Source organism: Blautia sp. aa_0143, from assembly GCF_004167315.1.
Lineage (GTDB): Bacteria > Bacillota > Clostridia > Lachnospirales > Lachnospiraceae > Blautia_A > Blautia_A fusiformis.
Genome location: NZ_RCXU01000007.1, coordinates 30481 through 56147, shown reverse-complemented (window position 1 = coordinate 56147; position 25667 = coordinate 30481). Strand labels below are relative to the sequence as shown.

Sequence of the window (25667 nt, the reverse complement as noted above, 5' to 3'; positions counted from 1 at the left end):
CTGTTTTTTCACTCCAACCCAGCAAAAAACAGTTCATAAAAATCATCCTCACCCTCAAGCATCGGAGAATTCTCTCCGCCGCCATTGGTACTCCTCTTCATCGCTGCATAAAATTCCTCACCAGCTGCGATCAGATCCATCTCATAAACCGGAACCCCAAGCTCCCGGCACTTCTTACAGAAAGCAGCCAGCGGCTCTTTCTCCCTGCGGGTAGCAAGCAACATCTCCCGAAGCGCCGGGTCCCTGCGGGCCTTTTCCTTCAGATTATCAAGCATCTCCACAACTTCCATCAGACTCGATCCCCCTTCACACAGCTTCTGAACAGCACATCCAGTTCCGGAATCTCTTTTTTCAGAGAAACCAGCTCCCCATTCCTGGTAAAACAATGCTTCGAGGAAGCCTCTGTACAAACCTCACTTCTGGTCACATTAAAAAACTCATAAGCCAGCTCCAGAACCACACCACTGTACTTCTTCACCGAAACCGAAATCCCAACTACATCATCGAAAAGCACCGGCTTCTTATAAGAAACTGAAACCCCTGCAACCGGAGAAACAATCCCCCGCTTCTCCACCTCACCATAACCAAAGCCCAACTCCTTCATGAAATCGATCCGGGCCTCTTCCATCCATTTCACATAATTGGAATGATGGATGATCCCCATCTGATCCGTCTCATGATACTGTGCCTTACGCCTGTAAACACCCATGTTTATATCCTCTCTTCTGTAAAAATCTGACATTTGTCACCAGTAACAAAACATCCTCTTTATTTCTCACAAACCATACTCTTTATACAACTCCCTGCAAGCCTCCGCACTGTCTATGATTTTCCCAATCTCATCCATTCGACCATCCGCGATCAAACGATTGATCAACATCCTCATCCTCGTTTCTCCAATAGCCTCGCCCTCTGCTTTTCCCTCTGCTTTTCCTTCTGCTTTTCCAATAATTTTCCCACGTGCTTCTCCCAGCTCAAACAAGCGTTCCGATTCCAACTGTAAAACCTTTCCACCTATAATTTCATCTACTCCTTTCTACTTGATTTTTTCTTCTTTTCGGAAAATGTAATCTGATATCCTTACAATTAATCTAGTGGATCTCACACGACTAAAGTCACATGCTCCTCAGTCGCTTTAAGCGACAAGGCTAAATATCGACGGATACGCCTGTAACTTAGGATATGCGCAGTCATGCGCTTTTTCCATGCCAGATATGGCAGGTTCCCACACCACAGGTAGTCCGCTGTATATCTGCCTGTGTTTATGCTGCTCTTAAAAGTTCTATTTCTGAAAATAATTCTCTTAAGTCCGCATATACACATGAGATCCTACGCTTTACTGAAGGGACTTTTGCCTCCAGCAAAGACCTTTCCGTTGCCGGAAAGGGTTTTAAGAGTTCACGTATAAAATATCTTGCTCCAATATTATAAGACGCCGAAAGATCACAGTTATATCTTTTTCCATTCTGGAATGTACATAAACTGTGATTGCCCGGATCACGGACAACTGTTCCTGACCCATCATAGGCAAGCCTGCTGGTATTCCACGCACAGATTCTGGATATCCGCATCCCTCTACGATGCGCCTGATGTTCACATCTTTTCTGGATATCCCTTTTTCTCCACAAATGCAGCTTCTGTTTCTTTCTTCCGGATATCTTTCCTTTTGTTTCCAGATACTCAAACACGATCACATCCGCGTGGTTTTCTTCCGCATATCCTGCAACTGCTCCTGCGATCTTTCTTCCAAGTTCTGTGTTAAGACGCTTCGCATAAGCCCATCTGCTTTTCACCTGTACAGGACCATGTTCCCGCTGGAACCTGCGTATCCGTCCCAGCACACGGTACATCCGGTCTTTTTCACTGGGAAAATCAATAAATTTTCTTCCCAGGACAGTTCCATCTGACCACATAATAGTGCAGACTGCATCCGTATTGATCCCTAAATCCACACTGCAGATGATCTGTTCTTTTACAGGTGCCTTTGTAATCGGCACCTCTTCTGTATAAGAAAAACGCAGGAAGTATTTACGATGCCTTTTTTCCAGCACGGGAGCTGCTGTTCTTTTTCCCGCCCAGTATTTCCTCAGATATTCCATATCTGTATGGCTGAGACTGACCCGGAACCATTTCCAGTCATGGCCGTCATAAAGTTTCAGGTACGCTCCATCTTTTTCCTCCGTATCTTCACGGTACGTCACATCACGGTAAAATACCGGCATAGCATGATTACCACACACCAGCTTCGGCGTGCCGCCTTTCTTATCCATTTTTTTCCACAGTTCCAGCCTCGTCTTATATGAGGATACGCTTCCCAAGGCATGCTGGATAGCTGCCCTTCTGAGATAAGAAGGCATCTTTGGAAATCGCAGGTCAAAATCAAACCTTGCCTGATTCTTTTTTGTGGTATGCACCAGATGTTCTGCAGTATTGAAACGTTTTTTAGGTTCCGTGATCACTGCCAGTTCATCCCATGCCTGGGCATAGATCTCAATCAGGCAGCTGACCGCAGAACGATAAATATCCAGTGTCTGGCGGATCGGGATATTCTGTTTTCGCAGTTCTACGCCATAACTGGATACTGTCCTCATCTTTTTTCCTCTTTCTTACAAATATAAAAAACGAGTTCTTTCAGATTACTGTTTTTCTTTTTGCCCTTCGATATAAGAACATACCTGTTCCCTGCTCCTGTCACTCACAGTTACTGCACAATAAGATGGATTCCACAGATGCCCTCCCCAAAGTTCCTTCTTCAGTTCCGGATGCGCAAGAAACATCTGCCTGGCAATGTTCCCCTTCATGATCTTGATCATATCCGAGATATAAAACTGTGGTCTGCAGTCTACAAGAAGATGGATATGATCCGGCATAACCTCCATTGCCAGGATCTGAAATTTATATTCTTCTGCAAGGTCACAGAGCATTTCTTTGCATTCTGCATCAATACCATCTTTTAAAACTTTTTTCCGATATTTTGTACACCATACCAGATGGTACTGCAGTGAATACACATATCCTCTACCATATGAAAGTCCATTATTATTGATATTAAATATATTTTTCTCCATGTTTTTATTATACCATACGCAAGAAGAGTTTACAAACATTTGTTCTGTTCATTTTCAAAAATAGTGCGTCTAACTCATCACTACTGAAGTAACGAGAATGCGACGCACAGTTATTCAATAATCTTCGTAGTTTCTCAGAATCCTCACCTATTATATGCGCCGACTCCTCGTATCTCATTACATAAAACGGAAGTAACATCAGTAAATTCTTCTCAAAAATGCTATCCTTTGTATAACGCTCCACCTTCACCGTCGGAACACGATATACACACACCTGCCCATCCGGAAGCAGCAGCTCCACTTCCTCAACATCCGGCGTATTCTTCGTAGATCTTAAATAAATTACACATGATCTCGGAAACTCCACATAAAACTTCCGTCCTACTCTCCAAAGCAATCGCAAAATCATACTCAAACATTCGGATCGCCATCGTAGTATCATCCGTACTCTGACACTCAATATGATACACCTTATCCCCGATCAAAAGCTGGGCATCCGTGATCAGTTCCCCGTCCTCCAGCTGATGCTCATTCCGAAGATGCACGATCTTCACATCCTTCGGATATGAGGTATGAAACACCTCGTTGATAAGCGGAACGAGCAGGTAAGTCATCTTCTCCACCATTGTCCGGAAAACATCGTCAAATATAGTATTGTTATTCATTAACACTCCTACTGATATATAAATTATACCACACAAAGAAAACATAAAAACCCCATAAAACGGATTTTCAGAACCTTCACAGTAACAAAAAATGGAAAACGCTTCAGAACCCGAAGCTCCAAGAATGTCCATACAGACAAAAGATCTTATAAGATATACCAACCATACCATACACCAGAAAAAAAATCACGCAAAACCCATCCAAAAATTCCACCACAATTCGACACACTCCCAGCCGACAGCGAAGCGCCTCGGCCCACCCCCTTCCCATCAAACCACAAAGAAACTCAGCCTTTCCTCCACGCCGTCCAGCGCAGCGCTGACGGCTCATCCAACTCCCGCCCAGCCACCCTAGCCCTACCGCCTTGAACCTCACAGCCCGAGCCGGGGATGCTGTCTGGTCTGCCTCTGCAGGAGGGGAGCTGATTCTTGGCTGGCGGAAATCTGCGTTGTTTTTCAAAAGTCCGCTGTCTGAGCGGCTGCAAGACGCGAGTTCGGACTTTTGGAAAACGGTTTTAGCAGATTCCCGGCAGCCTAGAAGCCAGCCCCCGACGAAGCCGCAGACCAGACAGCATCCCCGGCTCGGGCGTACGTTCACCCCCACCACCCTCTTCCCACCAAAATAAAAATCTGCTATAATACAACCACACAACAAAAATCAAAAATAACAAAGCGAACAATCACCAATCAATCGCATTCAAAATCCAAAGAAAGACAAGGTAAAACATAAATGAAATTTCCACCCAACATCAAAATCCCCGACTCCCTCAAAGGAGTCTTCAAAAAAAGCTCCACCCCGGATCCCCTCAGAGAACCCCGGCGCAACCCCAAGGACAACATCCCCCTGAACTTCCGCGAACGCAGCAATGCCCGCGTAAGTCTTATGGCATCCGTCATCGTCCTTGCGATCCTGGTCCTCTTCTTCAATCAGCTGGACTACCGCCTCATCCGCAAACCAGCCATAGACGCCCAGAAAAAAGCCGCGGCAGTCAAAGCCAAGGCCGATCAGGAAGCAGCCGACACCACTGCCGAAACTACCACTGCATCAGTCATCGCAGTAGGCGACAACCTCTATCACCAGAGTCTCATCGACGCAGGCGCATCCTCTGACGGCAACTGGAACTACGACAAGATCTACACCCACATCCAGAACGCCATCAAGGACGCAGACATCAAAATGATCGATCAGGAAACCGTCTTCACAACCGACCATGACAGCGTAAGCTCCTACCCATCCTTTGCAACACCCACAGAAGTAGGAGACGCCATTATAAAAGCAGGATTCAACGTAGTAGAATCCGCCAACAACCACATCGATGACTTCGGCGAAGGCTTCCTCACAGACACACTGAACTTCTGGAAAACCAAATATCCGGATGTCACACTTCTGGGGATCCATGACTCCCAGGAAGATGCCGACACCGTCAAGATCCGTGAAGTAAACGGTATCAAGATCGCATTTCTGGATTACACCTACGGCACAAACGTAGGCGGCATTGAAGGAAAAGACTACATGATCGACATGATCCGCAAAGACAAGATCACAGCCATGATCCAGAAAGCAAAACAGCAGGCCGACTGCATCATCTTTGTAGCACACTGGGGTACCGAAGACGAAACCATGCCAAACGAATACGAAAAACAGTGGGCAGCCTACCTTATGGAGCAGGGCGTAAATGTCATCATCGGCGGACATCCACATGTACTCCAGCCATATGGCCGCCTTACTGATGACAAAGGCAATGAAACTGTAGTCTTCTACTCTCTGGGAAATTTCGTATCCACCCAGCAGAAGCTGGAAGAACTTCTCGGCGGAATGGCAAAATTCACCATTCAGAAAACCGTACAGGACGGCAAGACCTCAATTGAGATCCTGACCCCTACAGTGGAACCTCTGGTCATGCATTACAACAGCGATGCCGGTGAATTCGGACCATATATGCTTTCCGATTACACAGAAGAACTTGCATCTCAGAACGGTGTACAGTCATACATTGGCTCCGGTGTATTCACTCTTGGCAACCTGAAAAAGAAGTTCAACGAGATCATGTCCATGAATGTCACTCCATCCACAGGAACCAACCTCCTGGATGTGACCATTGACACAGACCTGAACATGATCGATGCATCCGGAAATGTCGTAGAAGATACCGACTCCATCACAGCAGAAAAATATTACGCAGATAAAGGCATTGACATCACTTCCGAAGACTTTAACTCTGCTGATAATAACTCAGGCAGCACAGACGACTCCTCGGATGACGGTTCCTACGACGACAGTTACTCTGACGACGGTTCCTACGATGATGGTTCCTACGATGATGGTTCCTACGATGATGGTTCCTACGATGATAGCGAAGAATAGCAATAACTTTTCGTAACCAGTTTATACCCAGATCCATAAAATACCGGAGATCCGGCACCTCTGAAGCCAACACTTCAAAGGTACACAGATCTCCGGTATTTTTATTTTATCTTTTATATTTTCTTTCAAAGATTTCGCTATACAGAATATCAGTATGTAAATATACCAACTCCATAAGCTTCCAACGGATATGCAAAAGAAAATTCCCGGTTGTCACAATTTTTCTTTTCGGCTTTAAATACCTTGCCCTTCGGAAGAAGCCCCTGCTCATCCATGATCAGCTTGTACTGTTTTTTCTTCGGAACGCCTACACGGTAATCCGGACGTGCTACCGGTGTAAAGTTGCATACTATCAGGATATTATTACGTCTTGTAGGAGATTTTCTCACAAAGCTGAAGATACTTCTGTCGCCATCGTTGGCATTGATCCACTCAAATGCAGATGGATCATTATCTGCACCGTAAAGTGCCGGATATTTGCGGTAGATATGCAGAAGATCACTGACATACTGCTGCAGCTTCTGATGATTTTCTTCGCCAAGAAGATACCAGTCAAGCTCTCTGGCCTCACTCCACTCACGCAGCTGTCCGAAATCCTGTCCCATAAACAGAAGCTTCTTACCCGGATGCCCGAACATAAAAGTATATCCGGCCTTCAGGTTCTTGAATTTATCATCCAGCTCTCCTGGCATCTTCTCCAGCATAGAACACTTCAGATGTACTACCTCATCATGAGACAGAACCAGAACATATTTCTCACTGTATGCATAAGTCATAGAAAATGTCATCTTATTATGATTAAATTTACGGAAATATGGATCCAGCTTCATGTATTCCAGGAAGTCGTTCATCCAGCCCATATTCCACTTCAGAGAGAATCCAAGCCCGTCGTCTTCTGCCTTACCTGTTACCATCGGCCATGCGGTAGATTCCTCTGCGATCATGACAGTTCCATGATTTCTTCCGAGAACAACGGTATTCAGATGCTTAAAAAATTCAATAGCCTCCAGATTCTTGTTTCCGCCGTATTTATTGGCGATCCACTCACCGTCTTTCTTACCGTAATCCAGGTAGAGCATGGATGCAACCGCATCTACACGAAGACCATCAACGTGGCATTCCTCTACCCAGTAAAGAGCGTTTGCGATCAGGAAATTCTTCACCTCCGGACGTCCGTAATTGTAGATCTTGGTTCCCCAATCCGGATGCTCACCCTGTCTCGGATCTGCATGCTCATATACAGCAGTTCCGTCAAAGTTAACCAGTCCGTGTGCATCCTTCGGAAAATGTGCCGGTACCCAGTCAAGAATGATACCGATCTTCTGACGGTGAAGATAATCCACCAGATATTTGAAATCCTGCGGTGTTCCGTAGCGGGAAGTCGGTGCGTAATAGCCGGTTACCTGATAGCCCCAGGAACCGTCAAAAGGATGCTCTGCGATACCCATAAGCTCCACATGGGTGTATCCCATTTTTTTGACATACTGTGCAAGCTTCGGCGCCAGTTCTCTGTAGGAATAGAAACCATCCTCATCCTCTGCTGTCTGCGGATGCTTCATCCAGGAACCCGGATGCACCTCATAGATAGACATGGCACCTGTGTCCGGATCAAAGTTCTCGCGATTTTTCATCCAAGTATCATCTTTCCATTTATAGTTGGTGATATCTGTAATACGAGAAGCTGTTCCGGGACGCATTTCAGCGGCATTGGCATATGGATCTGCCTTGTAAAGCTCCTCACCATGTGCACCTGTAATGTAAAATTTATACAGCTGTCCGATCTTCGCTCCCGGTACAAATGTCTCATAAACGCCAATGGGTCCAACTTTTTTCATGGGATTCTTCTCCGTATCCCATTCGTTGAATTCACCTATAACAGAAACCGCCTGTGCATTAGGTGCCCACACTGCAAAATAAACCCCCTTTTTTCGGTTCTGCGTATCTGGATGTGCTCCCAGCTTCCTGTAAATATCATAATTCGTGCCCTGACCAAACAGATACTGGTCAAGCTCCGTAAATTGTAATTTCTTTCCCATTTTCAGGTACCTCCCTTTATAGTTCTGCCACCGTCCATTCCCCAATTTTAAGTGGAATTTTTTATTCTATAATTATACCAATCCCCATATTTTCAGTCAAGGAAAAACCCTCTCCGGCTAATATGTGTCTATTATCCGACAGTGTCAGATAAAGTCAAAAAAGAGACCTGAATGACGCACATTTTGTCATTCAGGTCTCTCCTGTCATTTTTTAATATTCTTCGCTTCCATCGTCATAAGATTCGTCGTAGGAACCATCATCATAGCTTCCATCATCGGAAGATCCATCCGAATAATCACTTTCGTCAGAACCATCGGAATAGTCCCCTTCATCGGAAGATCCGTCACTGACATCCGATCCGTCAGAAGAATCGCTTCCATCGGAGCCATCCTCAGAGGAATCCTCTGAATCGCTGGAATTTCCTGCATATCCTGCAACACGACCAGCCTGAAGAGAGCTGTCCCAGAAGTCAGAATAGGAAGCACTCTGTAACGTAACATCCTTCGCTTCTGCAAGCTCGCTGACTGTTACAAGCTTATATCCCTGGTCGATCAGTGCCGGGATCAGCTTCTCTGTGGCACACTTCACAGATGGTTCATGAATATCATGCATCAGGATGATAGAACCGTCTCCCAGTGAGGAATCATTCATGATCTGGTTATAATCTGCATCCGCATCCATCAGCTTCCAGTCCAGAGAATCCGTAGACCACATGAAGAAAGGCTTGCCAACTGCACTCATCTGCTCATCTGTGATCGCGCCATACGGTGCACGACATACCGTTGATGCCTGCCCACAGGCTTTTACCAGTGCATCATCCGTCTTCTGGAACTCCTGCATAACAGAATCCAGATCCATATTCGGCAGTGTCTGTTCCGGATGATCCCAGGTATGGTTACCGATCTCGCAGCCAAGCTTTACCATTCGCTGTATGGTAGATTCACGGCCCTCCACATTCTGTCCCAGCATAAAGAACGTAACATGGATATTGTATTTCTCAACAGTATCAAGAAGTGTCTCTGTATACTCTCCAGGACCATCATCAAAGGTCAGAGCGATCATCGGGCGCTTCTTGGAAGGATCATAAGAGCCATCCTCATTAAAATAATAGTCCTTCACACCTTTCTCCACCCATCCGGTCTGCATGTATCCCTTTTTATCAAAGCTGTATGTTGTTCCGTCAATATCCGCAAAACCATTTACATAATATGTACCATCCGGATTCTGATACCACTTTCCTGTAGAATCCTCATGCCATCCCGGAGTCATAACAGAAAGCCTTTCGCCTGCTGCACTGCCCTTTACCGGCATCACCGTTGCATCCGTACCGGAATCCGCGCTGTCTGTATCCGAAGCAGCCGTATCCGTCGATGCCGTACCGTCCTTCGTACTGCTGCCTGTGGAAGCTCCGGCGGTATTTGCCTGGACATTTACTGTCTCCGCATCCTTATTGCTTCCGCCGCCTGCATGGTTGACGATGGGAAGAATTACCCCTCGAACAACAAAAACCAGCAGAAGAATCGCCGCAACTACACAGGTTATCCGCTTCATCATCCGCCGCCGTCTTAACTGCTGCTGTTTTCTGCGCATCCTCTCACGCAAAACTCTTTTGTCCATTTTTTACATCCCCGTTTATATACTCATATCTTTCTTTGATATTTAATGTCTGTCTTTAATCATACCGCATTTAACGCTTAAATACAATGGAAATTCCCGAAAGAATCTCTTAATTTGTTACTGTTCACTCCGTTCTCAGTAACACACTTCGCGATGCACATGTAAAAAAAATGGTACCCGAAACACATTCCGGGCACCACACTTTTTTAGCTGCTGATACTGTCAGATCACTCCTGACCCGCTGCATCCTGATCCGCCTCGCCGTCTTCCGGCACCATATCTGTAGCCTCTGCCGCTTCCAGCTCTTCATCCACGGTACCTTCCGCACTGCTTCCGTCCGAGGAAGGATCATCTCCGTTTACTCCCTGGGTATCACCGGCAGAAACCTTCTCCTCAACCGTTGCATTGTCCAGGATAAAATCTTCCACTCTGAGAAGTCCGATGGATTCATCCACGGCTGCCTGTCCGTATTTATCTACCAGCGCAGCCAGATCCTTCACACTGTATGCTTTGATCAGTTCATCCTGGATACTGAGAGATTTTTTGTCTTCAAGTGTCATATTCTCCGCATCCATGATCCCCTGTACGATCAGGTTCTGCTTTACTTTAAACTCCGCATACTGACCGCTCTGCTCCTCAAAATCATCCATGGAGATTCCCTGAGCTTTTACAAAATCCTCCAGCGTCATATCACCCTGTTTTGCATAATTCTCATACAGACTGCGAAACTCTGTCTTGGCTGTATCCAGATCCTCCTGTGGATATTCCTTCACTTCAGATGCTGAGAGCACTGTGTTCCATGCAGTTTCACGCAATGTGTTCTGTGCACTTGTCTTCGCTTCATCCTCCAGTGTAGTACGGATTTCCTTCTTGTAATCATCCACACTCTTGCAGTCTGTATTCTTGGCTACCCAGGTATCGGTAAGCTCAGGTGCACGCTTAAAGCTCTGCAGAGTGACCTTAAATACCACTTCCTGTCCGGCCAGCTCTTCCGAAGAGTATTCCTTCGGGAAAGTCAGATCGAGATCCTTAGTCTCACCTTTTTTCATTCCGATGATCCCGTCCTCAAATCCGTCGATAAACGTTCCGGAGCCTATGGTCAGCTCATAATTATTTGCAGTACCGCCGTCAAAAGCCACTCCGTCCTTGGTTCCCACATAATTAATGGTAACCACATCTCCGTTCTGAACACTGCCTTCCGTTACTTCCTCAGCCTTGTTCTGAAGCTCTTCCTTGATCCTTCCGTCAACCATATCATCGGTTACGGCTTCTACTGTGTTATCAAGAGTCAGCCCCTTATATTCTCCGATGGTCACATATTTGCTCACATCATCCACGGAAACAAGCCTTGTGTCTCCGGAGGCTGCCTCTTCGCTGTCTTTATTGGAATCCGTTTCTTCTGACTCTTTGGAATCTGCAGATCCGGAATCTTCTTTATCTGTTGTATCCTGCGCTTCTGCTGCAGGTTTTTTGTCATCTTTCTGGTCTGTTGATGTGCCACATGCAGTGATCGCCAGTGCCGCACACAGTGCAAGAACCATGAGATATGCTTTTTTCTTCATAACCTACTCCCTTCATCAAGTACTGTCGGTTCGATTATAATCTTTTTTTATACAGATTTGTAAAGTGTGTTTGCTGTCTTACATTTCCGGTACCGGTGTCGGTCTGGAAGAATCCCACACCTCCGATACATCAAACAGGTCACTGAGCATATCCGGATTGTAATACATTCTGTATCCATCCAGATTCCGTCTTCCCTGACGGAAATATTCACTTGTGATCTGCACAAAATACTGACTGGAATCTACATTGCAGAAATAGCGGTAGCCACGGCTTTTGTAATACTCATACTTCTCATTATCCGAGGTGTATCCTTCCCAGTCGCCGATATCCGCACCAAAGGCAAAAATGATCATATCGGTTTTTCCGAGGATGGGTGCCACATATTTTTCCCATTTTTTATTATCGGTCTTCAACTCCGCTGCTGTGGAGCTTGTAGCGTTTCTGTGACCCCAGGTATGGCTTGCAAATTCCCACCCGTCCTTTTTCATGGCCTTCGCCACTTTTTTGGCTGCTTTTACTTCTTTATCATAGTCAAAATCCGGATTGGCCTTGAGAAAAGCCTTCTGGTCATCCTGAAGATTCTTCTTGGTCTTATATGCCCCATCTGTACGGTAGCCCAGAACACCATTATAACCGGTCATTGCCAGGATACCCTTTCTTCCATGATAGGAAAAATCCGGATGTTCTTTGATAAAGGAATCCAGGATCGGCACCACATCGTAATCTCCGGTCACAACTGTACCGTCTGCCTTCTTATACTCGCATTTGATATCTCCGTTGTCGTCGATCACCAGCTTTGTGGCAAATCCGTCTCCGTCCATATAATGATAGTAGCTGACGTCATCCTCTGAAAGAACAAAAGGGATCTTGCCTTCCGGCAGCATGATCTTTCCCTTGCTCATGGTTCCGTCATCATTGATCACAGCCATATCATGAGGACTCACCAGTACGTAACCCTTATCATACATGATCTGGAGCATTTTTTTGAACTCGCTGACTGTGGTCATCATCTGATTATATCCGGCCTCATCGGAATCTCCGTCAAAGGCCAGTGAGGTATTCACGATCAGGGAATGAAAAAATACATGGGTGATATTCTCAAGTGGATATTCCACACAGGCATCTCTTTTTTTCATGTAGGCTGCTGCTGCTTCCTGCATCTTGTCACTGGTGGCAAATTTCCAGTTGTTTTTCAACACGGAGATCGCGCCGGTGTAATCATACTGCTGTGCCAGTTTTTTGGCTTTTTTGAGAAGTGTTTTTTCGTCTGAGGAAGTACTGTCGGAGCTGTTCTCGGCAGCTTCCCTTTTCTGTGTTTCTTTTTCTGCCTTTTTTTCTTCCTTCGGTGTCTCGGTAGCTGCCGGCTGGTCCTCCGGATCCGCTGCTACTTTGGCTTCTTCGGACTGTTCTTCTTCGGCTTCCGCAGCTTCTGCTTCCGCTTCATCAGACTGTGTATCCTCGTCATCCTGTGTCCCGGAGATCATATTGTCCACCTGAACAGTGACCGGATGGTTTCCGCCCACAAGAAGTGACGCCGCAAGCACTGTTGTCAGTACACCTGCAATTTTTTTCTTCATAATAATATATATGCCCCTTTCTAAAAGTCCCCTCGTATCTCCGGATATGACCGTTACATCGGCGGTACCGGTGTCGGTCTTGCCGGATCAAAAACATCTTTTACGTCAAAAAGATCGGATAACAGTTCCGGGTTATAATACATACGGTATCCATCCAGATTTCGTCTTCCCTGACGGAAGTACCGATCCCGGATCTGTACATAATACTGGCTGGAATCCACGTTGCAGTAATAATTATATCCCTGCCCCTTCAAATATTCGAATTTATCCCCGGAATACTCCTGGTCATTGGTAATGTCGGTTCCAAAAGCAAAAATGATAACATCCGTTCCCCCGATCAGCGGATCTACATTTTTCTTGAAACGTTCGGTATCTGCCTGAAGCTTCTCCAGTGTGACCTGTCCCACATTCTGATGTCCCCAGGTATGGCTCGCAAATTCCCAGCCTTCTGCCTTCATGGCATCGGCAACCTTTTTTGCGGCTGCCCGTTCTTTTTCCAGGCTGAAATCCGGATGTGCATCCAGCCACTGTACTTTATTTTCATCCAGATCTGCCGGACGGGTCTCATAGCTTTCGTCGGTCCGGTATCCCAGGATCCCGTTGTATCCGGTAAGTGCCAGGATTCCTTTTGCACCGCGGTATGAGAAATCCGGATGCTTTTCCACAAAACGGTCGATCAGCGGAACCATGTCGTAATCTCCCACGGATACGCTTCCGTCATCTTCCACATATTCATTGCGGATCTTTCCTTTATCATCCACGATCAGCTTCGTGGCATAGCCGTCACCGTCCATGTAATGATAATAGCATACATCATCCTGTGAGAGGACAAACGGCGTTTTCCCAGGCGGAAGAAGGATCTCTCCCTCTGTGATGTTCCCGTTGTCGTCTGCCTTTGCCATGTCCTTGATGCTTACCATCACATAGCCCTTGTCATACATGGTCTGCGTGATCTTGTTAAACTCATCAATGGTTGTCATGACCTGATTATAATCTGCTTCTTTGTAGTCTCCGTCAAACGCTTTGGATGGATCCTTGATCAGAATATGATAAAAGACATGTGTCACCTTTTCAAGGGGCCATGCCGTACAGGTTGCTTTTATGTCTTCGTATTTTTTTGCAGCTGCCTGCATCTTCTTATCCGAATCATAGGACGGAGCCTTTTTCAGAAGATCGATAGCTTTGTCATAGTTATACTGACTGGCCAGAAGCTCTGCCTCTGCGAGAGTATCTTTGGAAGTGGTCTCTGTATTTTTAGTACCTGCTTCTAAAGCTTTTTCTCCGGAAACGGTCTGTTCTTTCTGTTTGTCAGAAGAAACCATCTTCTCTTTTGAAGCCTTCTCACTTCTGCCCTTCAGCGCACCGACCCCTACTGATGCCCCGACTGCGACGATCATTGCCGCTGTTATGATGGCCAGACGTTTTCTGCGTTCCTTCAGCTGGCGCTTTCTGCGGCGTTTCAATACCTCTTTCCGCCATTCTTCGTACTCAGGAGTCCCCATTTCCGGTCGGGTTCCCCCGGGCTTTTTCTCTTTCATATAATATTTCCTCCATCTCTGGTTTATCCATTACATATGTTAGCTCAAAGATAGTTATGTCCTGTATTCTCTGCAGCATACACAGATGAACTGCATCGTAATCATTATAACTGGTAACTGCTGAAATTTCCACCGTTCCACCTGTCTTTTTCACTTTTTTAATTGCCTTTTTGACGAAACAATGCTAAAATGTTGTTTGCGTAATGTAACCGATTGCGAAACAAATATATATACAGGGGGATTCTCAAATGAGTACAGTTACCATCGTTCTTCTGGTCATCCTCGTTATTCTGATCGCAGCAGTGATCGCACTCTATTTCTTCGGAAAAAAAGCTCAGAAAAAACAGGACGAACAGCAGGCTCAGATCCAGGCTAACAAACAGACAGTTTCCATGCTGGTCATCGATAAAAAACGGATGCCGCTGAAAGATTCCGGACTTCCACAGATGGTCATCGACCAGACACCTAAGCTTATGCGCCGGTCCAAGCTTCCGATCGTAAAAGCCAAAGTCGGTCCGAAGATCAACATCCTTATTGCAGATGAAAAAGTTTTTGATCTGATCCCGGTCAAAAAAGAGATCAAAGCTGAAGTCAGCGGTCTTTACATCGTTGGCGTAAAAGGAATCCGTGGTTCTCTCGAAGCACCACAGAAGAAGAAAAAAGGCTTCCTCGCAAGATTCCGTAAATGATCAGAATCCAAAACAGCCGCCATGCTTTCAGGAATTCCTCTGATGCATGGCGGCTGTTCTTATGTAGTGTAATTATATATCTTTTATTTTCTGCAGGATCTATAAAACAAAATCCTTGCAGTCTCTTGGCTGTACCTGGATCGCCAGATAGCAGTCTGCCACATGTTCTTCATTCATATCCAGCGCATAATCTGCTTTGATCTGAAGGTTCTCTTCGCTTTCCGTCAGCTCCAGATTCGTAGCTGAGATTCCCATCTGAAGTGTTCCGTAAGGGGTAGTATAATAGGTCATGTTTTTTTTGCCCTGTTCAAATACCATGTGTACATTGACCAGTCCCTTCTTGCTGACCTCCAGACCCTTTCCGGATACTTTTATGTAATTGATGGTGGGTTCTGCTGTTTCATCCAGCAGTTCCTCATATCTGAGATAATGAGAACCATTGCGGAAATAATACTGTCCCGGAACAATGATCTCTATAGGTTCCTGATCCCCCTGTGCATCCATCATCTGAAGCCCTCTTACATGGATCAAAACTTCTTTCTGCATTCTTTTCTCCTATCATTTATGTACAGATCTGTTTAATATTTTTCGATATCGATCTTCTGTGTTTTTTCTACGTTATACGGCAGGATGGAATTGGCAAAATCCTTAAACTTCTCTGCAAGATCACTTACATAAAAGCGATACGGGAATTCCTCCTGTGCTACCTCATTGCTGGCAAGATCCAGTCTGGAGAGCAGCTTTTTAAGCTCCAGCGCCGTCTCATATGCAGGATTCACAAGGCAGACCTCCTCACCCATGATCTTGCGGATGGTAGATCTTAAAAGAGGATAGTGCGTACATCCGAGGATCAGTGTATCGATCTCCTGCTCCTGCAGCTCCTTCAGATATCTTCTCGCAACTTCCTCAGTGACCGGATCATGATACCAGCCCTCTTCTACCAGCGGAACAAACAGCGGGCACGCTTTTCCGATCACGGTGATCTCCGGATCCAGTTCTTTCAGATAAGAGGCATGGATACCGCTTCCTACCGTGCCCACCGTTCCGATAATGCCCACCCGTTTATTTCTGGTTTCCTGGGCAGCAACTTTGGCACCGGCCTCGATTACTCCAAGGATCGGGATATCCAGTTCATCCTTCACCGCATCCAGAGCAAATGCACTGGCTGTATTACAGGCCACCACAATGGCCTTCACCTTCTGTTCCTGCAGAAAATGAATGATCTGGCGGGAATAACGGATCACCGTTTCTCTGGATTTGCTTCCATAGGGAACTCTGGCTGTGTCTCCGAAATATACGATTTTTTCCGATGGGAGATTGCGCATGATCTCCCGGGCTACTGTCAGTCCTCCGATACCGGAATCAAACACACCCACCGGTGCGTTTCTGTCTATATTCATTGATCTTATCTCCTGAAATAATTAATCGAACGTGATTGGTCCGTTGAAATATTGTATCACCAATCCAGGGCTTGCGCAAGCCAGAAGGATATCTTCACCGGCTTATTTTCCCCGTTATCCTCTGCTTTTTCAAAACAGAATTCCGGGTAGATCGTTCCCCACCAGGCATAAAACTGTGGCTGCCGATCACCGGCAGTTCTTCTCTCCCAGGTACTCCCTGCAAGGATCACTGCCGTGAGCAAAAGGAACCCTCCTGCTTTTTTTAATACATGCTTCTTCGTTTTTATATGCTCCATGAGCAAGCCCTCCTGTCAAAAATCTTCTGATGATCTTATCCAGAGATATACTGTACGATTTATCGTACTGATCATCATCTATATTATTAACAGTCCGGCTCCCATCTATTCATTACTGCCGTAATCCACTTCCAGAAGCTCACCTTCCACCCATATCTCCGGAAGCCAGGGCAGCGTTCCATCCTGACAGAACTGATGATATACCTCCCGCAGAGTCACACCCTTCTTCTGCTGCCCGGATGTGCGGTTCTCCTGGATTCCCTGAAGGTATTCCCCTATGGAGCTTTCCCGAGCTCCCTTCCAGTGAAAAACATCTCCCAGCATATCCGTCCGGAACACGTAGACATCCTCTCCGATATGCTCTTCCTGTTTCAGATATCCGATCAGTGCTTCCCGGGATCCCTCTTCCAGGATCTGTTCATCCAGGATCAGCACTTCAAGATGACCCAGATCCAGAAATTTTTCCTGAGACCGGTTGTAAACTGCCTCGATCTCCTGAAAGTCCCGGCCGGAAAGAGTCAGCACAGAAATCGGATCTTCGTCCGGTTTTTCCTGTCCGGTAGCTGTACTCATATCCGGCATTGCATATTTCAGCACAAAGCCATTCTCTGAAACACCGGCCCCCAGTGCCAGCGGATAAGCTCTTTTTTCCGGTTCTACTGCCGCACAGCCTGATCCCGTCAAAGTGATGACCAGGACAAGTCCTGCCACAGTTACTTTTTTCTTCCGTCTTCCCCGGTTTTCCGTACTGAGAAAAAGCTGTATCACAAGCAGAAACGGTACAAAGATGTACCCCAGATACCAGCCATAATACTCCCGGATCCCCATCCCGTTTCTCTCATACAGGGAAAGCAGCCAGCCTGCTGCCGGGATCCAGTACCGACCGGTCCCGAATCCGGTTTTTTCCGCGATCTGATTTCCGTAATGAAACAAACTTCCCAGAGAAAACAAAAGTCCGAATACCAGAAACCCCATCCATATCACATCAAATCTCGCCAGTACGTTTCCCGGAAGATCTGCACCCTCCAAAAGAGGCAGTACCGGACAGATCTCGTTTTTAAGGCGTGCACCTCCAAAGACTGCCGGAAGAAGGAGCTGCATTCCAAAAATGATCCCGCAAACTGTAAGAAAAGCCAGGATCACAGGTTTTCTGGCACTTCCTTGTTTTTTTGCATACTCCAGCCCGAAAGGAAGAAGTCCTGCTCCTGAAAAAGCACACAAAAGTGTATACAGATCACGGAGCCATCGCTCTCCTGTAAATCCTGTTTCCGGATCTTTCATCACTTCCATAAAGTACTCTGTTTTTCCCTGCCCTGCACATAAAAGCATCAGAAGAAGAATCCCTGCCAGAAAAATCCTTCCGGACACCTCAGCGATCCGCCCTCTTCTCTGCATTCCGCGATGCGTTCCCAGACTACAGGCTGCAACTGCAAGAAGAGACAGCCATTTTCCGGAAATCCCGCTGATCAGACTTTCCGGGATCACCTCCCCCAGAAGGCCCGAAAGAAATGCCGAACTTGCGATCACATATACCAAAAAGAACAGGCCAATAAATCGTACAGTAAAACTTCCTGTCCTTTTGGAAAGCTCTCCATATGCAGGTGTCAGACGTATCAGCCAGATCACATAAAAAGAGAGCACTACGGCCGCAGCAGCTGTCCCTGCCATGGCACTGATGCCCAACATCGCTCCATTCTTAAACAGGCACAGCAGAAACGGCGCCGGAAACACCAGTATGATCTGCCGAAAAAGCTGTCTGTGGGAAATCCTGTTATTCTCCGCAAATCTCATAACCTTTATCCTTTCCGGCTCCATGGCCTTGTCCGAAGCCTGCGTTTCTGGGCATTTCTGGCATACAGCGGCCGGAATTTCCGCTTCCGGAAGGGCTGTCGCAAAATCCTTCCACCGGTTTCCGTCTCACTGTTCTTCTCTACAAAAGGTACCAGATATGGGACACCGAAGCTTAAAAGTCCTGCCAGATGCGCCATGGTGAGATACAGTCCCAACACGATTCCGAATATACCTAGAAATCCTCCCAGAAACAGAAAAGCGTACTTCAGAAGCCGGAATGCAGAAGCAAATTCCTCATTAGGTATAGCCAGTGATCCCAGTGCTGTCAGTGCCACGATGATCACTACCACCGGGCTGACAAGATTGGCCTCCACCGCAGCCTGTCCGATGATCAGTCCTCCTACGATCCCAATGGCATTTCCAAGAGCTCCCGGGATCCGCACACCAGCCTCCCGTATCAACTCAAAAGACAGTTCCAGGAACACCAGCTCCACTACACTGGAAAATGGAACGCCATCTCTTGCCTGTGCAAAGGAAAGGATCAGATTCGCCGGAAGGATCTGTGTATGAAACCGGATCACAGCCAGATAAAGTCCGGGGAGCAGCGTTGCCACAGCCATGGCCAGATACCGGAGCACCCGCAGGAAAGATGCCATCTCAAAACGGTTGTACCAGTCTTCACTGCTTTCCATAAAACTGTTGAATGCTCCGGGAACCACCAGTGCCACCGGCGAATTGTCGCAGAGCAGAACTGCTTTTCCATTCAGCAGCTCCTGGGCAGCCCGGTCCGGCCGCTCCGTTGTCTGAAACTGAGGAAAGGGAGAATACCATGCTTCTTCTGTCAGCTGTTCCAGCATCCCGCTGTCCAGGATCCCGTCCACTGCAAAAGATTCCAGGCGCTCTTTCACAGCAGTCAGAAGCTCCTCATGGACCAGATCCTCCACATAAAGAAGCTGTACCACCGTATTGGAGCGTACACCGATGCTGCTCTGTTCCACCTTCAGCCTGGTATCCCGAATCCGCTTTCTCACAAGGGCCGCATTGGTTTTTACACTGTCACAGAACCCCTCCTTGGAGCCTCTGAGGACCTTTTCCGTTTTCACCTCTGATACAGCCAGCCCCGGATATCCTTTACTGGAAATTTTCATTGCTTTGTCGTATCCATCCAGAAAGAAAACTGCATTTCCCGAAAGAATGGCACCAAATACCTCCTCCATGGAAGACAGCTCCTTCACATCTGCAATTCCAAGACTGTTTCGGCGGATAAATTCCCGGATCTTTTCCTCCGGGATCTCCCAGAAATGATTGATCATTTTTCCGATAGCAGAATCATCCAGCATCATGTTTGAAACCGCAACCTCAATATAGACCATCAGACAGTCCGCCTTATGTCCCTCACCAAGGCGCATGGGCCTGATCAGGATATCATCGCAGTTTTCACACCGTTTCCGGATATACGATTCATTTTCATGAAGAGATATCGATATCTTCTTTGTTTCCATAAAGCCACCATCCTTTATGCAGTCAGACGGATAAAAGCATCCGCATTCGGTTAAAAAAAGAGATGCCACAATGACATCTCTCTTAATATTCCCGCATATCCGGTTCTTATTCTTTTTTCTCGGCCTCTTTGGCCTCATTCTCCGCGCGGATAGTACGGATGATCGCTTTTCGTTGATTCTCCAGATGATGGAAAGAAATATCCTGCGCCTTTTGCACATCTCCTTCACGGATGGCTTTTACCAGCTCTTCATGCTCACTGACCAGAAGATTTCTTGTCTGCTCCTCCTTCAGATACTCTACACGATAGCGATACATCTGCTCACGGAGATTATTCAGGACCTGATTCAGACGCTTATTATCAGAAGCCTGATATATGATCTCGTGGAAAGCCACATCGGTTTCCGCCAGACGGACCAGATTTCCCTCTGCTTTTGTTTTTTCAAATTCCTTGGCTGCCACCCAGAGCCTTCCCAGCTCATCCTCTGTGATCAGCTTGCACGCTTTTTCTATGGCAACATTTTCGAGGGCGATACGCACCTCCAGAACATCGTTCAGATCCTTTTCTGTAATGCTGGCTACCTGTGCACCTCTGCGTGGGATCATCACTACAAGACCTTCCTGCTCCAGCTTGCGCATAGCCTCACGCACCGGTGTTCTGCTCACGCCAAGACGCTCTGCAAGGGCAATCTCCAGAAGTCTTTCGCCCGGCTTCAGCTCTCCCTTCAGGATTGCCTGCCGCAAGGTGTTAAAAACAACATCCCGAAGCGGCAGATATTCATTCATATCCACAGAAAAATCACTTGTCATTTGTAACTCCTCCATCTCTATTGTAAATATCCGTGGCAAATACAGTCTTTGCAAGCCCGCTCTTTCTGAGGCTTCTGGCTGCCGCGGCCATCTTATCCCTGTTATCAAAGATTCCAAACACAGTAGGACCGCTTCCGCTCATCACGGCTTTCAGCGCACCTTTTTCTTCCATAAGGTTCTTGATATTGCCGATCACAGGATACTGTCGGATGATCCCCGATTCAAATACATTCTCCATTCTGGATGCCATGGCATACAGATCATTATTTCTGATAGCTCCGATGAGTCCATCGATGTCCGGATGTTTTCCGATCCCTTCCAGATTCAGATTCTCATAGGCTGTTTTTGTGGAAACATTGATTCCCGGTTTTCCTATCAGAACATAACATTTCGGAACTTCCGGAAGTCTGGTCAGCTTCTCTCCGATTCCCTCCGCAAGAGCTGTTCCCCGCATGATACAATACGGAACATCTGCTCCGACCTTTACTGCACGTTCCATCAGCTGTTCTTCGGTAAGCCCTAAATGGAACATCCGGTTCACACCCACAAATGCGGCCGCTGCATCGGAGCTGCCTCCTGCCATGCCTGCTGCCACCGGGATAAATTTACGAAGCTTGATGGAAAGTCCCTCTTCAACATCGAACTCCTCCATCAGCATCTGTGCTGCCTTATATACAAGATTTCTCTGGTCTGTAGGAATAAACGGAAGATTGGTCGTCAGTACGATCCCCGGCCGTCTGGTCTTTCTGATATCCAGGATATCATACATACGGATGGTCTGCATGATCATGCGTACCTCATGATAACCGTCCTCTCTCTTTCCCAGAACATCAAGTCCGAGATTGATCTTTGCCATTGCTTTTAAACGCATAAGCCCCTCCATTTGTACTTTGTATACAGTATTTATACATGTATTTTATATGATTTTTACATTCTTTTCAACAGCAAAATATTCCACTTTTTATTTGATCTGACCTTCCACTTTTTTCACAACAAGAAGCGGAGTTCCCGGAGAGGGTTCCTGATTTTCCTTAAGAGCATTGATCGTCCGGATCTCCTGGATAGATGTGTGATATTTCCTTGCGATATCCCACAATTCATCTCCCGGTTTTACCATATAAACCAGGATTCCCGGCATAGCCTGGAGTTTTTTCATATCCAGTGGTTTTTCCTCTACTTTCTCAATGATAAATACCGGTTCTCTGGCAACTGCCAGAAGCTCCAGTCCTACAGTTGCCCGGATCTCGATCTCATTTCCATCTGCCATGGCTGCGGAAAGCTGCTCCAGCTTTGCTTTTAACTGATAACAGCTGTCCTGTCGGATTCCTCTTGCTTCCACCATATGGGAAAACGGTATCATTGCCTCCATGGAATAAAACGGCATATCATCATTTCCAATAATGTACAGGATCTTCAGCATGACCACGCCATCTGCCTGCACACCGTTCTCTACGATCCTGGTCTTATCGATCTTCACTTTTCCCTGACTGTGACACAGCTGGAGGACTTTTCCCTGAGTCTCCTTTACCTGGATCCTGTCACTGATCCTGCATCTGGAAAAATTACGTACCAGAAGCCGTTCCAGTACCTCATTTTTTCCTTCCGGAACACATTCACGGATCGGTGTATACACATCGGTAATGAGATCATATTCCTCTTCCCTGAAAAATTTCATATCCAGCTCCAGCACAACATCCGAAACAAGGATCCGTTCTTCCCCATCGACATCCGGTTTGGCCTCCAGACTCTGATGCATCACCGAAGCTTCGATCAGCGGGATCAGTTCCTCCGTGCAGTCCGGACATTCCACTTCTCCGGAAAAAGGCAGCGAATATTCCAGCCACTGCACCGGAGCTTCTGTATCTTCTGCTCCGTACAGCACAAAAACAGACAGCTCTCCCCTTGCCTTTACCACATTTTCCTCCGGCTTCAGATCCAGCCCCCGTACATCCATAGTATACCAGATCAGGCTGGCGATATCCGGACGATTGGAGGCAATGGTATACTCATCCTTGATCCGGAGTGTATCTTTTTTATGTACGGTAAGTCCCAGAAAACGGACTGTTTTTTTTCTGACGGATACCTCTTCTGCATCCAGCGCCACCGGCAGGCGGATCTGTTCTGTTTCATCCACAGTCGCACAAAAAGTTACCAAAGCTTTGATATTGAGCTTTCTGGAATGGATCAGGCGGATCGTAAGATCTTCAATTTCCCACTTCAGACACATTTTATCCCCGTTTATGATATTCTTCAGGTTCAAGGTTTCCTCAAATGGAAGTTTTGCAGTAAGACTGCTGACGATCCCTCTTTCTTCCCCCACATAAAGGATATCTACCTGCAGATTTCCCGTAAGAATACCTTTCCCGTCAGTAAGACGAACATCATCCATAATGATCCTGCCCTTATTCTGGATCAGTCTTCCTGCATCCGGTTTTGCATCCGGTACATTAAAATCCTCATCAAAAGTGATCTGACTTTTTGCCCTGCTTTTTTCCTTTAATATCTGCATGCTTTCTTTTTTTAATTCCACAGTCTATTCCCCTTTCTCCGACTCTTTTTTCACCGGACTGCTGCTTTCCCGGAACGTTACCGGCTTTTCCTGTTTCCGGGTTTTTATCACAATGCAGGGATAGGACGGAACTCCTGCCTCCTTAAGATCCTCCGGTCCAAGAAGTTTTGTAACAAAAAATATCCCATTCGAGGATTCTCCAAGCTCCTCTACCTGGATGCTGTATCCGCCACTCATCTGCCGCCCGTACCCTTTGGCCAGGTAAAGATCCTCTCCGGTTTCATAACTCAGCTGAAATTCCTTTTCCTTTTTTTCTTCCATAAGCCTGGAAAGCTCCTCCGGGATATCCCGGCGTTCCACAACGGTGTAATCTACCGGTTTTCGTTCTTCTTCCTCCACCCGGACAAATCGACACCCGGAAAGCAGCAGTGCCAGCACGGCAGCTGTCAGCACGATCCGCAGAAATACTGCTTTTTTCATAATATAAGCCACCTGCATGATTCGTTACTGTTCACTCCGTTCTCAGTAACACGCTTTGCGGAAGATCACCAGTAAACAGTAACCATTATTCAGTATTTATTCTATGTGAGCAGGGAAAGATTTATTGCAACTATCGGATTTTCTTCGTATAATATAAAAATACCATCTTACTGCGGAACTCTCCGCAAGTATCTATAACAGAAAGGACAAAAGACATGATTCGATTCATACTTGTCTGTATCGTGGTGATCGCCTATCTGGTGCTGACCATTCCGGTTCTCCTTGTAGAATGGATCATCGGGAAATTTTCTCCCATGACTAAGGATATCAGCTCTCTGCGCATGGTACAGGCCATATTCAAATTCATCCTGTGGATCACAGGCGCCAAAGTCACCGTCATCGGCGAAGAAAACGTTCCAAAGGATCAGGCTGTTCTCTATGTAGCAAACCACCGGAGCTATTTCGACATCCTGCTCACCTACAGCCGCTGTCCGATCCGCACCGGCTATGTTGCCAAGAAGGAAATGGAGCATTATCCGCTGCTCTCCAACTGGATGCGCAATCTCTACTGTCTCTTTCTCGACAGAGAGGATATCAAGCAGGGTCTGAAAACGATCCTTCAGGCCGCAGACTATGTGAAATCCGGCATTTCCGTATGTATCTTCCCGGAAGGAACCAGAAATAAGAATGCTGATGAAACAGAAATGCTACCTTTCCATGATGGCAGCTTCAAGATCGCAGCCAGAGCCAAAAGCCCGATCATTCCTATTGCGATCAGCAACTCTGCCAATATCTGGGAGGCCAATTTCCCGAAGATGACACCTACACACGTAGTGATCGAATATGGCAAGCCTATCATTCCTTCAGAGCTTGACCGGGATACTCAGCGCCGCTTAGGTTCCTATACACAGGATATCATCAAAGAAATGCTGATCAAAAACAAAGAACTGGTGTGAACATCAAAAAAACCATATCTATGTCTGTTTTTCGACATAAGATATGGTTTTTTTATTACTGTGTACCTGCTCCCAGGATTTTTTCCGCATTTTCGATACGTTCTTTCGTTGGCGGATTGATTCCCTTCAGCGGATAATCAATATGCAGATTTTCCCATTTAAAGGTTCCGAGTGTGTGATATGGAAGAACCTCCACTCTCTCAACTGTCTTCAGTGTTGCAATAAAGTCAGCCAGCCGGTGGAGATAGTCATCCCGGTCATTGCGTTCTGGAACCAGTACGTGACGGATCCACATGGATACGCCCATATCGGAAAGCTTCCGGGCCATGGCAAGGATATTTTTATTGGTACATCCTGTGAGGATCTTATGCTGTTCCTCATCAATGTGCTTGATATCCAGCATGACAAGATCTGTGTACTTCATCAGCTCTTCCCATTTTTCATACCACGGACCCTCTTCTGTGTAAGGGTTGCCGCTGGTATCAAGTGTTGTGTGGATTCCAAGTTTTTTTGCTTTTCTGAACAGCTCAGTGAGGAAATCGATCTGTAACAGTGGCTCGCCTCCACTCACAGTAATACCGCCCTTACTTCCCCAGTAAGAGCGGTATCGACAGGCTTTTTCAAGCAGCTCATCTGCTGTGTACTCCGTCCCTGTTTTCATTTGCCAGGTGTCCGGATTGTGGCAGAACTGACAGCGCATGGCGCAGCCGCTCAAAAAGATCACATACCGGACTCCTGGTCCGTCAACAGAGCCGAAGCTCTCCAGTGAGTGGACGTAGCCAGTGATTTTTTTCTGGTCGTCCATA

25 protein-coding genes are annotated in these 25667 nt (G+C 46.5%); 3 read left to right on the top strand and 22 right to left on the bottom strand.

Going from position 1 to position 25667, the window contains the following annotated elements; genetic code table 11:
- Positions 1–8 precede the first annotated feature (8 nt).
- The 6 genes from EAI83_RS04770 to EAI83_RS04745 all read right to left on the bottom strand — a co-directional run bounded on the left by EAI83_RS04770 (position 9) and on the right by EAI83_RS04745 (position 3733).
- Entirely contained in the window at positions 9–290 is a 282-nt protein-coding gene (locus tag EAI83_RS04770) for a hypothetical protein (protein ID WP_015525365.1), read from the bottom strand.
- Positions 290–709: an acyl-CoA thioesterase gene (locus tag EAI83_RS04765; protein WP_227588844.1), complete on the bottom strand. Its 420-nt coding sequence runs from the start codon at positions 707–709 to the stop codon at positions 290–292. Before EAI83_RS04765 ends, EAI83_RS04770 begins: the two co-directional genes overlap by 1 nt.
- Before the next feature lie 66 nt (positions 710–775).
- Positions 776–997 (bottom strand): hypothetical protein, encoded by a 222-nt coding sequence (locus EAI83_RS04760; RefSeq protein ID WP_118607947.1) that lies wholly within the window; start codon positions 995–997, stop codon positions 776–778.
- A gap of 265 nt (positions 998–1262) precedes the next feature.
- Complete coding sequence (locus tag EAI83_RS04755) at positions 1263–2591, bottom strand: IS200/IS605 family element transposase accessory protein TnpB (RefSeq protein ID WP_118607948.1); 1329 nt, start codon at positions 2589–2591, stop codon at positions 1263–1265.
- A 45-nt stretch (positions 2592–2636) separates the two neighbouring features.
- On the bottom strand, positions 2637–3068 hold the full coding sequence (tnpA, locus tag EAI83_RS04750; protein WP_118607967.1) for an IS200/IS605 family transposase: 432 nt from the start codon (positions 3066–3068) through the stop codon (positions 2637–2639).
- Between the two features lie 305 nt (positions 3069–3373).
- A complete protein-coding gene (locus EAI83_RS04745) occupies positions 3374–3733 on the bottom strand; it encodes a hypothetical protein (protein ID WP_118607949.1) in 360 nt (119 codons plus the stop codon).
- Between the two features lie 730 nt (positions 3734–4463).
- Between EAI83_RS04745 and EAI83_RS04740 the strand changes: the two genes are divergently transcribed.
- Entirely contained in the window at positions 4464–6098 is a 1635-nt protein-coding gene (locus tag EAI83_RS04740; protein WP_243113443.1) for a CapA family protein, read from the top strand.
- A gap of 149 nt (positions 6099–6247) precedes the next feature.
- On the opposite strand, the gene glgB is transcribed toward EAI83_RS04740, so the two are convergent.
- The 6 genes from glgB to EAI83_RS04710 form a co-directional block, all read right to left on the bottom strand.
- Positions 6248–8134, bottom strand: coding sequence for a 1,4-alpha-glucan branching protein GlgB (gene glgB, locus EAI83_RS04735; protein ID WP_110104071.1), 1887 nt, complete (start codon positions 8132–8134; stop codon positions 6248–6250).
- A gap of 211 nt (positions 8135–8345) precedes the next feature.
- The gene (locus EAI83_RS04730; protein ID WP_015525358.1) at positions 8346–9752 is read right to left on the bottom strand and encodes a polysaccharide deacetylase family protein; all 1407 of its coding nucleotides are present in this window, start codon (positions 9750–9752) and stop codon (positions 8346–8348) included.
- 227 nt (positions 9753–9979) lie between these two features.
- A complete protein-coding gene (gene tig / locus EAI83_RS04725; protein WP_129974693.1) occupies positions 9980–11314 on the bottom strand; it encodes a trigger factor in 1335 nt (444 codons plus the stop codon).
- Positions 11315–11392: 78 nt separating this feature from the next.
- Positions 11393–12892: a polysaccharide deacetylase family protein gene (locus tag EAI83_RS04720; RefSeq protein ID WP_227574305.1), complete on the bottom strand. Its 1500-nt coding sequence runs from the start codon at positions 12890–12892 to the stop codon at positions 11393–11395.
- A 53-nt stretch (positions 12893–12945) separates the two neighbouring features.
- Positions 12946–14430: a polysaccharide deacetylase family protein gene (locus tag EAI83_RS04715; protein WP_330547762.1), complete on the bottom strand. Its 1485-nt coding sequence runs from the start codon at positions 14428–14430 to the stop codon at positions 12946–12948.
- A complete protein-coding gene (locus EAI83_RS04710; RefSeq protein ID WP_021653069.1) occupies positions 14381–14584 on the bottom strand; it encodes a hypothetical protein in 204 nt (67 codons plus the stop codon). Before EAI83_RS04710 ends, EAI83_RS04715 begins: the two co-directional genes overlap by 50 nt.
- 94 nt (positions 14585–14678) lie before the next feature.
- Here EAI83_RS04710 and EAI83_RS04705 point away from each other — a divergent pair, with 94 nt between their 5' ends.
- On the top strand, positions 14679–15119 hold the full coding sequence (locus EAI83_RS04705; RefSeq protein ID WP_021653070.1) for a type IV pilin: 441 nt from the start codon (positions 14679–14681) through the stop codon (positions 15117–15119).
- Positions 15120–15218: 99 nt separating this feature from the next.
- Here EAI83_RS04705 and EAI83_RS04700 read toward each other — a convergent pair whose 3' ends face one another.
- The 9 genes from EAI83_RS04700 to EAI83_RS04660 form a co-directional block, all read right to left on the bottom strand.
- The gene (locus tag EAI83_RS04700; RefSeq protein ID WP_021653071.1) at positions 15219–15665 is read right to left on the bottom strand and encodes a DUF1934 domain-containing protein; all 447 of its coding nucleotides are present in this window, start codon (positions 15663–15665) and stop codon (positions 15219–15221) included.
- Between the two features lie 32 nt (positions 15666–15697).
- Positions 15698–16519 (bottom strand): glutamate racemase, encoded by an 822-nt coding sequence (murI, locus tag EAI83_RS04695; protein WP_021653072.1) that lies wholly within the window; start codon positions 16517–16519, stop codon positions 15698–15700.
- Between the two features lie 56 nt (positions 16520–16575).
- Positions 16576–16815: a hypothetical protein gene (locus tag EAI83_RS04690; protein WP_015525350.1), complete on the bottom strand. Its 240-nt coding sequence runs from the start codon at positions 16813–16815 to the stop codon at positions 16576–16578.
- A gap of 105 nt (positions 16816–16920) precedes the next feature.
- Positions 16921–18606: a GerAB/ArcD/ProY family transporter gene (locus EAI83_RS04685; RefSeq protein ID WP_129974692.1), complete on the bottom strand. Its 1686-nt coding sequence runs from the start codon at positions 18604–18606 to the stop codon at positions 16921–16923.
- A gap of 5 nt (positions 18607–18611) precedes the next feature.
- The gene (locus tag EAI83_RS04680; protein WP_129974691.1) at positions 18612–20108 is read right to left on the bottom strand and encodes a spore germination protein; all 1497 of its coding nucleotides are present in this window, start codon (positions 20106–20108) and stop codon (positions 18612–18614) included.
- A gap of 106 nt (positions 20109–20214) precedes the next feature.
- Complete coding sequence (locus tag EAI83_RS04675; RefSeq protein ID WP_022427303.1) at positions 20215–20916, bottom strand: GntR family transcriptional regulator; 702 nt, start codon at positions 20914–20916, stop codon at positions 20215–20217.
- Complete coding sequence (gene ispE, locus EAI83_RS04670) at positions 20906–21787, bottom strand: 4-(cytidine 5'-diphospho)-2-C-methyl-D-erythritol kinase (protein ID WP_092073067.1); 882 nt, start codon at positions 21785–21787, stop codon at positions 20906–20908. Before ispE ends, EAI83_RS04675 begins: the two co-directional genes overlap by 11 nt.
- A gap of 90 nt (positions 21788–21877) precedes the next feature.
- The gene (locus tag EAI83_RS04665) at positions 21878–23446 is read right to left on the bottom strand and encodes a DUF3794 and LysM peptidoglycan-binding domain-containing protein (RefSeq protein ID WP_021653079.1); all 1569 of its coding nucleotides are present in this window, start codon (positions 23444–23446) and stop codon (positions 21878–21880) included.
- Between the two features lie 3 nt (positions 23447–23449).
- Positions 23450–23905 (bottom strand): protease complex subunit PrcB family protein, encoded by a 456-nt coding sequence (locus EAI83_RS04660; RefSeq protein WP_114001930.1) that lies wholly within the window; start codon positions 23903–23905, stop codon positions 23450–23452.
- 215 nt (positions 23906–24120) lie between these two features.
- Between EAI83_RS04660 and EAI83_RS04655 the strand changes: the two genes are divergently transcribed.
- Positions 24121–24861 carry a lysophospholipid acyltransferase family protein gene (locus tag EAI83_RS04655; RefSeq protein WP_015525341.1) on the top strand — a complete coding sequence of 247 codons (741 nt, stop codon included), beginning with the start codon at positions 24121–24123 and terminating at the stop codon, positions 24859–24861.
- A 55-nt stretch (positions 24862–24916) separates the two neighbouring features.
- Here the strand turns inward: EAI83_RS04655 and pflA are convergent, their stop codons facing one another.
- Positions 24917–25666 (bottom strand): pyruvate formate-lyase-activating protein, encoded by a 750-nt coding sequence (gene pflA / locus EAI83_RS04650; protein WP_015525340.1) that lies wholly within the window; start codon positions 25664–25666, stop codon positions 24917–24919.
- Between the last annotated feature and the right edge of the window lies 1 nt (position 25667).